The sequence below is a fragment of the Arthrobacter cavernae genome (assembly GCF_017368795.1).
GTDB lineage: Bacteria > Actinomycetota > Actinomycetes > Actinomycetales > Micrococcaceae > Arthrobacter > Arthrobacter cavernae.
The window spans coordinates 1-9,239 of sequence record NZ_JAFNLL010000077.1; the positions used below are offsets into that span (position 1 = coordinate 1).

At 67.7% G+C, this 9,239-nt stretch carries 10 protein-coding genes; 4 read left to right on the forward strand and 6 right to left on the reverse strand.

Annotated features, from left to right (window positions below; all coding sequences use genetic code 11):
• Positions 1-119: 119 nt before the first annotated feature.
• Positions 120-923: an IclR family transcriptional regulator gene (locus tag J1902_RS18610; protein ID WP_207617861.1), complete on the forward strand. Its 804-nt coding sequence runs from the start codon at positions 120-122 to the stop codon at positions 921-923.
• Between the two features lie 6 nt (positions 924-929).
• Here the strand turns inward: J1902_RS18610 and J1902_RS18615 are convergent, their stop codons facing one another.
• On the reverse strand, positions 930-2,063 hold the full coding sequence (locus J1902_RS18615; protein ID WP_207617862.1) for an LOG family protein: 1,134 nt from the start codon (positions 2,061-2,063) through the stop codon (positions 930-932).
• Positions 2,064-2,128: 65 nt separating this feature from the next.
• Between J1902_RS18615 and J1902_RS18620 the strand changes: the two genes are divergently transcribed.
• The 3 genes from J1902_RS18620 to iolB all read left to right on the forward strand — a co-directional run bounded on the left by J1902_RS18620 (position 2,129) and on the right by iolB (position 4,734).
• Positions 2,129-2,905, forward strand: coding sequence for a gamma-glutamyl-gamma-aminobutyrate hydrolase family protein (locus tag J1902_RS18620; protein ID WP_207617863.1), 777 nt, complete (start codon positions 2,129-2,131; stop codon positions 2,903-2,905).
• 178 nt (positions 2,906-3,083) lie between these two features.
• Positions 3,084-3,824 carry a GntR family transcriptional regulator gene (locus J1902_RS18625; protein WP_207617864.1) on the forward strand — a complete coding sequence of 247 codons (741 nt, stop codon included), beginning with the start codon at positions 3,084-3,086 and terminating at the stop codon, positions 3,822-3,824.
• Between the two features lie 16 nt (positions 3,825-3,840).
• Complete coding sequence (gene iolB, locus J1902_RS18630; RefSeq protein WP_207617865.1) at positions 3,841-4,734, forward strand: 5-deoxy-glucuronate isomerase; 894 nt, start codon at positions 3,841-3,843, stop codon at positions 4,732-4,734.
• Positions 4,735-4,754: 20 nt separating this feature from the next.
• Here iolB and J1902_RS19975 read toward each other — a convergent pair whose 3' ends face one another.
• From J1902_RS19975 to J1902_RS18650, 5 genes are all read right to left on the reverse strand, one after another.
• Positions 4,755-5,504, reverse strand: coding sequence for a DUF222 domain-containing protein (locus J1902_RS19975; RefSeq protein ID WP_372434600.1), 750 nt, complete (start codon positions 5,502-5,504; stop codon positions 4,755-4,757).
• Positions 5,494-5,790: a hypothetical protein gene (locus J1902_RS19580; protein ID WP_242702217.1), complete on the reverse strand. Its 297-nt coding sequence runs from the start codon at positions 5,788-5,790 to the stop codon at positions 5,494-5,496. Before J1902_RS19580 ends, J1902_RS19975 begins: the two co-directional genes overlap by 11 nt.
• 81 nt (positions 5,791-5,871) lie before the next feature.
• Positions 5,872-6,912: a Gfo/Idh/MocA family oxidoreductase gene (locus J1902_RS18640; protein WP_207617867.1), complete on the reverse strand. Its 1,041-nt coding sequence runs from the start codon at positions 6,910-6,912 to the stop codon at positions 5,872-5,874.
• Positions 6,909-8,012: a Gfo/Idh/MocA family protein gene (locus tag J1902_RS18645; protein WP_242702218.1), complete on the reverse strand. Its 1,104-nt coding sequence runs from the start codon at positions 8,010-8,012 to the stop codon at positions 6,909-6,911. The genes J1902_RS18640 and J1902_RS18645 overlap by 4 nt, the downstream gene beginning before the upstream one ends.
• Positions 8,009-9,007, reverse strand: coding sequence for a Gfo/Idh/MocA family oxidoreductase (locus tag J1902_RS18650; RefSeq protein WP_207617868.1), 999 nt, complete (start codon positions 9,005-9,007; stop codon positions 8,009-8,011). Before J1902_RS18650 ends, J1902_RS18645 begins: the two co-directional genes overlap by 4 nt.
• Between the last annotated feature and the right edge of the window lie 232 nt (positions 9,008-9,239).

The window sequence follows — 9,239 nt, forward strand, 5'->3', positions numbered from 1 at the left end:
CCCGTTCGGCCCTGAGTACAACATCATCAGCGCCTGACACCTGCAAGGAGCGTGCCCTCCCGCCCACACGGCGGGAGGGCACGCCCGTTCCACCTTCGGGAAGAAATATAGTGGGCACCATGAATCCCCCAGAATCCAGCGAATCCTCCGGAAACGGCGACAGCCGCGGCACCTCCGTGATCGTCAACGCGATTGCGGTCCTGCGCAGCTTCACCGCGGACGAACCCATGCTGGGCGTCACCGAGATCGCCAGCCGGATCGGCCTGCACAAGAGCACCGTCTCACGCATCCTGGCCACTTTCGAGCAGGAAAACCTCGTGGAGCGGGACCCGGACACCCGCCGTTTCCGCCTGGGCCTGGGCCTGATCGCCGTCGCCGGGCCGCTGCTGGCCGAACTGGATGAGCGGCGCGTGGCCTACCCCGTGCTGCGCGAACTGGCCGAGCGCACCGGCGAAACCAGCGCCCTGATGGTCTGGAACGGCAGCGAGTCCATGTGCGTGGAACAAATCGCCAGCCGCCAGCAGGTCAAGCACACCGCCCCGCTCGGCGCCCGCTACAACGACGCCCTCAGCGCCTCGGTGCAGGTGTTCCTGTGCGCGGAACAACCGGACCGCGTGCGTGCCCTGCTCCACAGCGGCACCATTTCCCTTCCCGGACTGGACGAGACCAGCCTCGAGGCCTACATGCTCCGGCTCGAAGACGCCGCAAAGCGCGGCTGGGCCGTCAACTACGGCGAGACCTCCATCGAGGAGGTCGGCATCGCCGCCCCCGTGTACGATCACCGCGGCGACATCGTGGCGGCCGTCCTCATTCCGGCACCGCGTTTCCGCGTCTCCCAGGACACCCTCCAGAACCTCGGCGAGGCCTGCGCGGCCGCGGCCTCCAAGGTCACGCAGCGCATGGGCGGCGTGCCCCCGCACTAGCCCAAGCTACCCCGCGACGACGGCGAGCGCCTCCTCCACACTGTCCACCAGATAGATCCGCTCCGCCATCAGCTTGCCCTCCGCGAGGCTCTGCAGCATGGGCCAAGCCGGGTACTTGTTTTCCCAGTGGTCCCGGCCCACCAGCACCATGGGGGTGACGGTCTCCGGGGCCCCGTAGTAGTTTTCGCACGCGTCCTGGAAGATCTCCTGCACCGTCCCGGCCGAGCCGGGCAGGAACACGATCCCGCCGTTGCACAGTTCCAGCAGAATGGCCTCGCGCACCGAGTTCGCGAAGTATTTGGCGATGTGGGTGGCGAACAGATTGGGCGGCTCGTGCCCGTAGAACCAGGTGGGGATCCCCAGCGACGCCGTCCCTTCCGGATGCTGCCCGACGACGGCGGCCGCCGTCCGCGCCCAGGCCGTCACCGACGGCCGGAACCCCGGGACAGCGGCGAGGTCCGACAGCGCAGCCGAGAACCCGGCGTCGGGCAGTCCGCTGAGGTAGGCACCCATGTTGGCCGCCTCCATCGCGCCCGGCCCGCCGCCCGTGGCCACGGTGAAGCCGTTCCGGGCCAGCAGCCTGCCCAGCCGGGCGGCATCGGCGAAGTCCCGGGTGCCGCGCTGCGCGACATGCCCGCCCATGACCCCCACCAGCTTGGTCCCGGTGAAGTCGCCGTCTCCGAGCAGTTCGTCCAGGGCATCGCCCACGGCGTGGTCGTGCAGCGCCGCGGCCAGGGTCGCGTCGAGACTGGTCCGCCGCCCGGGCAGGATGCTCCACTGGTAGACCTGCGCGTCCAGGGTGGCTTCGTATTCGCTGGTTCCGATGTCCTCGTAGAGTTCCGCGGCGCTGTAGAGGCTGCCGCGGTACGGGTTGAACGGGACGCCGCGCATCTTGGGGAAGATCAGCGCGCCGCGGCTGCGCAGGGCGTCCTCCACCCCGTCATCGAAGGTGCAGCCCAGGAAGATGGCGCCCTGCGGGTCGAGGGCGGCGAGGTTCCCGGAACGCCCGCGCAGGTCCAGCGACTGCGCATGCCAGCCGTGCATCGACGCCGCGCCGGCACCCACCAGCCTGTCGAAATGGGCCACGCTCTCCACGTCGAGAGTGCGGGGGCTTGGATTCAGGGCACTGGACGGATTCATGGCATCAGCGTAGCGGTGGGAGTGCGTCGTTGTGCGCGGGCAGCCCGCCCGGTGCACTATGGATCATGCAGACTTCCGCAGACTCCCAGCGTCCTTCTCCGCGCATCGGCCTCCCGGTCCGGCTTAGCAGCTCCGAGGGTGCCGATGCCCGCGTGGGCGAGGCCAATGAGCTGTTCGTGTTCATTGTGGAGTTGCTGCGCGCCGCGGGTGCCGAGCCGGTGCTGCTGGACAGTGCCTACGGGCATGAGGAGGGCCTGCTGGCCACTGCCAGGAAAGGCCTCGACGGCGTGCTGCTGCCGGGCGGCGGCGACCTCCACCCCAACCTCTACGGGCAGGATCCCGGCCCGGCGCTGTACGACGTCAACCCGGAGCAGGACAGCCTGGATGTGGGTGTCGCCCGCGCCACCATCGACGCCGGTCTGCCGCTGCTGGGCATCTGCCGCGGCCATCAGCTCCTCAACGTGCTCTACGGCGGCACGCTGGTCCAGGACATGCCGTCCTCCACGGTTCAGCACAACGGCCTCATTCCCGGCGAAGGTGAGCCGGACGCCTGGGCCTGGCACGACGTCGAGCTCGCGCCGCACTCCAAGGCCGCGGCCCTGTATGGCACCCCGGAAGGCAGCACGGTCAGAATCGCTTCCGGCCACCACCAGGCCGTGGACCGCCTGGGCGAGGGCCTGGTGGTCACGGCCGTGGCCGACGACGGCACGATCGAAGCATTGGAGGATCCCACCCGCTGGGTGGCCTCGGTGCAGTGGCACCCGGAGGCGTCGCAGCTTCCCGACGCCGAGCGGCTCATCCCGTTCAGGGCCTTCGTGGAGGTCTGCCGCCGGCGCAGCTGAGCGTTCCGGAGCCCACTCATCATCGCACTCGTTCTAATGTCAGGACATTGAGCCGCATCCGCACGGGAAGGCGCATGGCGCTCCCTCTTGACCCGCGCTTGGCGGCTGCTATCATCAAGAAAAGGCAATATGTCCTATCAAGAGAACATATAGCGACATACTCGGCAGGAAGCATGCAATGGCGAATCAACTTGGTCTCAGCATCGACCGCTCCTCCCCCGTGCCCCTGTACCACCAGGTGGTCCAGGGCATTGAGGCCGCAATCCACAACGGCGTCCTGGAACCGGGCAGCCGGCTGGACAACGAGATCGACCTCGCCGCGCAGCTAAACCTCTCCCGACCCACCATGCGCAAGGCCATGGACGAACTGGTCCGCTCGGGTCTCCTGGTCCGCAAGCGCGGCGTGGGCACGCAGGTGGTCTCCAGCCAGGTCCGCCGGCCGCTGGAGCTCTCCAGCCTGTTCGACGACCTCACCAATAACGGCAAGAAGCCCACCACTCAGGTCCTGAGCTTTTCCCACATGGAAGCCGACGCCGCTACCCTGGCCGCCCTGCAGCTGCCCGCCGGGTCCAAGGTCTACCACTTCACCCGTCTTCGCAAAGTGGGCGGCAAGCCGCTGGCGCTCATGGAGAACTGGGTCCGCGACGACATCGCCACCATGGACGAGGCCATGCTCGCCGCCGAGGGGCTCTACGCCATCCTGCGCCGCGGCGGCGTCAACTTCCGCCTGGCCTCCCAGCGCATCGGCGCCATGATCGCCAACGACTACCAGGCTCCACTGCTGGAGGCAGAGCCGGGGTCCGCCCTGGTCACCATGGAGCGCACCGCCGTGGACGACACCGGCCGCATGGTCGAAACCGGCCACCACGTCTACCGGGCCGATTCCTACAGCTTTGAAATGACACTCGTACAGCGCTAACGCAAGGACATACTTCATGGCCAACTGGGTCTACCCACTGGGAACCGCCAACGACGGCGTTTGGGACATCTCGCTCGGAACCTCCGATTCATCCTTGGCCGTGGACGGCTGGGCCCACACGGGCCTGAAGCTCGCCACCCTGGCGGCAGGCGCCGTCGTCGAACTTCCCGCGGCGGGTGAGGAACGCATCGTGGTGCCGCTCAACGGATCCTTTGCGGTCACGGTGGACGGTGTCGAATACCCCCTCGCGGGGCGGGCCTCCGTGTTCCACGGCCCCAGTGATGTGCTGTATTCGGGCGCCGGCAAGGCCGTAACCATCAGCTCTCCCGACGGCGGACGGGTGGCGGTCGCCACCGCTCCGGCCAAGGCCTCGTACCCCACCCGGCTCGTCACGGCCGCCGAAACCCCGGTGGAACTGCGCGGCGCCGGCAACTGCTCCCGGCAGGTCCATAATTTCGGTACGCCCGCAGCCCTGGAGGCAGACCGCTTCATTGTCTGCGAGGTCCTCACGCCGGCCGGCAATTGGTCCTCTTATCCCCCGCACAAGCACGACGAGGAAAAGGACGGCGAAACGCACCTCGAGGAGATCTACTACTTCGAGACGCGGGTGGCCCCCGGTTCCGGTGCCCCCGCCGACGCTGACGCGATCGGCTACCAGCGGGTCTACGCCTCCGACGAGCGCCCCATCGACGTTGCCGCCGAGGTCCGCACCGGTGACGTGGTCCTGGTCCCCTACGGCTGGCACGGCCCTGCCATAGCGGCCCCCGGCTACGACATGTACTACCTCAACGTGATGGCAGGCCCCGGCCCCGTCCGCGAATGGCTCATCAGCGACGACCCCCACCACGGCTGGGTGCGTCAGAGCTGGGACGGCAAGGACATCGACCCGCGCCTGCCGTTCCGCGCCTGAGACGGTACTGCCGTTCATCCTCAGCATCTGAAGTAGTGGTTTCGGCGGGTTTCCCGTTTGGGGTCCAAATGGGCCGGAGGAACAAACCACGGCACTCCATTCCGGACGCGGATACACCAGTCTTCTTTGTGGATGACGTGATGGTGATGGCTGCACAGAAGGGTGCCGTTCCCTGTGCTCGTGGGTCCACCCCGGGGACCTCTCATTCCGGCACGGGCGGCAGCTCTGCCAGCCGGAATGGCGTCAACGCCGACTCGGTCTCTGAGCTCGGCCAGCAAGTCCTGGTAGCTGATGGTCACTATGATTTGCGGCCGGAGTCCTCCCGCGGCAGGGAGTGTCCCGGCGGACAGGGCGGCTTTGCAGGCCCCTACCAGCCCATCCAGTAGCTTCTGCGGCCGGCTGCGCCGGTCCAGCTGCGGACTGGCCGCGGACATGTTCCCGGTTGCAACTGCCGGACGGATGCTTCCAGGTTCGGAGGCATCCCCGGCGCATGGGGCCTGGGCACCGTCCGCGGCCTGATTCAGCACCCTGGGGTTTGTGGCCGTGTTCATTACCGTGACGAGGTGTTCGAACTGGTCCGCGGTGGCGAAGATTTCGAGGTGTTGGAGGCCGTGGCGGGGTTTGCGGAGGAAGGCGCCTTGGAGCCGGCGGAGCAGTTCCTCGCTGGGTTCGGCGCCGTGGTGGTCGAGGGCTTCCGTCCAGCGCCGTGCAACGCGGTGCAGGAAGTCAGCGTCGTTTTCCCGGGCCGTCGCAGTGAGCTCACCTTCGATCTGGGATGGAACCCGGGAGCGGCGGCGCGTCTGGAGGCAGCGGCGGCAGCTCGTCTGGTGGTAGCGGCGGCGCGGTCCATTGCTCCTGAACCCATTGCTCCTGAACCGGGGTGGACACCGACCAGCCGGCCGCGGCCCGAAACGGGCCGGCGTCCAGCGACAGGCCAGTGTCCATGGACAGGCCGGTGGGCATCGACTCCACCATGCTTCTGCTCCGGTGGCCGGACACATAGCTGCTGTCTGACGGATCGCTCCGGTGCGCTGCGACCAATCCAATGGCTTTCATGGCTTAACTCTTCCAAGGGGGTACGACATTAAAGGCCCCTCAGGACCGGACTTCCTGAGGGGCCTTCCTACGCCAAATGATTCAGCCGGCGATTGCCGTAGCCAGAGCCACCTTCACCGGGACGCCCCTTGCCAGCGATTCCTGGGCGGCGTCGGCCACCCGGGAGGCGGCGACGGCGTCTTCCGGCGTGCAGGGATTCTCCCGCCGGCCCAGGATCAGTTCAACGAAGGCCTCCATCTCGGAGCGGTACGCCTGGTCGAACCGCTCGGCAAAGCTCGTGTGGGGCTCCCCAGCGGGGAAGGCAATCCCCGCTTCGGCCGAGGCCAGCGCCGTCTTGTCATCCAGTCCCACCATCAGCGAACCGCGGGAGCCCTGGATTTCCAGGCGGACGTCATGGCCGGCCCCGTTGTATCGGGTGGCAGAGACGGTACCTACGGTCCCGTCGTCGAACGTCACCAGCGCCAGCGCCGTGTCCACGTCGCCGACCTCCCCAATGGCCGGGTCGCCGTTATTGGAGCCCTTGGCATAGACCTCCACGATCTCGCGGCCGGTCAGCCAGCGCAGGATGTCGAAGTCGTGCACGGAGCAGTCTCGGAACAGCCCGCCGGAAGTGGCCAGGAACTCCACCGGAGGCGGCGTCATGTCGCACGTGACAGCGCGCAGGGAGTGGATCCAGCCCAGCTCGCCGGCCTGGTAGGCGCGCCTGGCTGCCAGGTAGCCGGCGTCGAAACGGCGCTGATGGCCAATCTGGACCACGCCTTGGTGCTCGCGGACGTAGTCCAGCACAGGCAGGGCGTCCGCCACGTTCATGGCCACGGGCTTCTCGCAGAAGACCGGGATGCCTGCATCCACTCCCGCGCGGATCAGCTCCGGGTGCGTTCCGGTGCCTGTGGCGATGACCAGTCCGTCCACGCCGGAGGCGATGAGGGCCTCCACGGAGGGCAGGAACTCGGCACCGAGGCCGGCTGCGATGCCCCGTGCGTGGTCTGCGGCCACGTCCGTGAGCCGGAGCCTGACGTTGATGCCCTGCGGATTGAGCACCCCGTTGAGCGCGGAGATGTTGGTGGCGTGCATGACGCCGATGCGCCCCACTCCGACCAGACCGAGAATGACGTCCTTCATGGCGTTCCTTCCGTTGAAAAAGTTGTAATGTCCTCAGCTCCGGTAGGATGCTGCGTTCCGTCCGGGGCAGCGGTATCGCCCGGGAACTCCACGCCCAACTGGCGTCGGATCTCGTCGGCAACTTCCAGAGTGCGGATGGAGGCCGCCAAGGTCCGCTGGCTGGCCTGAGCCTGTCCGGCAGCCACGGCACGGGCCACGGCTGCAGCCTCGTAGTGGAGTCCCTCGAAATGGCCACCGGCCGCCTCGTCATGGCGCAGGCGGGTGCCATCCGGGAACCGGACCTCGAAGCCGCCCGGCATGTTGAAGGGGCCGTCGATTGTCAGCGTGGCAACGGAACCGACAACCGTGGCGGAAGTGGGCGTGAAGTTGTGCACGTGGGTGTTCACCACGGCCTGGGCGCCGCTGCCGAACTGCATGATGGCGGAAAGCTGGGCATTGACCCCGGATTCGTGGGGCTGGCCGATGGCGTGGAGCTGTTCCGGCAGGCCCAGGACCTCGGTGACCAGGGCCAGCGGGTAGGTGCCGAGGTCCAGCAGCGGGCCGCCGGCCAGTTCGGGATCGAAGATGCGGTGGCTGCGGTCGAAGTGTTCGCCGTATTCGGCAACAACCGTGGTGATGGTGCCCAGGGTCCCGGCGTCGAGGATCTGCCGGATCACGTCGAATTTCGGCAGGAAGAAGCTCCACATGGCCTCGGCGGCGAACACCCCGGCGGCCTCGGCCCGTTTGGCAATGTCCCGGGCCTGCGCGGCACTGAGCCCGATCGGTTTCTCGACCAGCACGTGTTTGCCGGCGTCGAGGGCCAGCACCGCCGCCTGGTGGTGGAAATTGTGCGGCGTGCAGACGTAGACAATGTCGATGTCCGGGGCGGCGGCCAGCTCTTCGTAGCTGCCGTAGGCCGCGGGCACATTGAAAGCGTTCGCGAATGCCTTGGACCGGCTGAGCGAACGGGACGCGACGGCGGCGATCACCTGGTCTGTGTGGGCCTGGACGGATTCGGTGAACCGTTCGGCGATCCAGCCGGGTCCCATGATCCCCCAGCGCAGCACCGGGGCATCCCGCGAAGCGGGCACGCGGGAGGCCGGAAGTCCCGCGGCGTTCATGAGTAGCTCACTTTCGTGTAGGCGCCGTCGCTGTGCAGGGACTGGATCATGGCCTGGGCCACCAGAGATGCATTGAGTCCATCCTGCGCGCCGGCCAGGGGCGGTTGTTCTCCCGTGGCCAGGGCTGAAATCCAGGCCTGCAGCTGCAGCCGGTACGCGTCGGCGAAGCGCGGGCGCCAGTCAGCGGGGATTCCCTCCTGGCTGCTGCCTTCCTGCCTGATGCCCAGCAGTGCGGATTCGTTTAGGCCGGTGGTGCCGAGTTCCGAGACAACCTCGCAGCTGGTGGTGTAGCCGTAGCGGGCGTTCAGGAACAGCTCCAGCGTGGTCAGCGTGCCGTCGGCGGTGCGAAGCGTCATGAAGGCCGGGTCCTTGAGCCCGCCCTCGGCGTGGCGCGAGCTCCGCCCGGCTTGCCAGGACACTTCGGTGATCGGCGAGTTCAGCATCCAGGGGATGATGTCCAGCTCGTGGATGGCCGAATTGGTGATGGCCGATTCCGCCGTGGTGCCCGGGCCGGCCGCGGCGTTCCGGCTGGTGCAGTGGACCACCAAGGGCTCGCCTTGGATGCGGCCCTGCACGGACTGGCGCAGCGCCATGTAGCCGGGGTCGAAGCGCCGCATGAAGCCCAATGACAGCAGCGAGGCCCCCGTGGCGGCCACGATGTCGGCGTCCGCAGCCACTACCTCGAGGCTTTCCAGGAGGGTTGGCGCCAAGGGTTTCTCGCACAGCACCGGTGTCATCGCTTCGAAGCACTCCAGCACCAGTCCGGCGTGGGTGGAGTCGTGCGAGGCAACCACGACGGCGTCCACCTCGCTGGAGTTGATCAACTCGGAGGGGTCAGTGGTGATGCGGGCGGAGGGAGGTGCCGCGGTTGCGGCGCGGCCGGCGTCGAGGTCTGCCACAAAGGTGACCTCGGCCCCGCCGATGGTGGTGGAAAGGTTCCTGATGTGGTCCGCGCCCATGATTCCGGCGCCGATGACGCCTACCCGGATCGGCATGTTTGTTCCCGTCTTGTCTGTCTTTCGTGTGCTTCGCACAGAGATTTTTGGCGCCGGGGCATGAAGGCGCAGTGCAAGGGGTTGCAGGGGTCCCGGCCGGGACCCCTGCAACGCCCGGACTGGTCTAGCTGTGCGCCGAGTGCCGTGCCGGCGCCTCGCCGGCCGAGTGGGCGACGTCTGCGACTTCGGCTACTTCGGCCTGGACTTCCCTGAGGGCTTCGCTGTGGCCGCC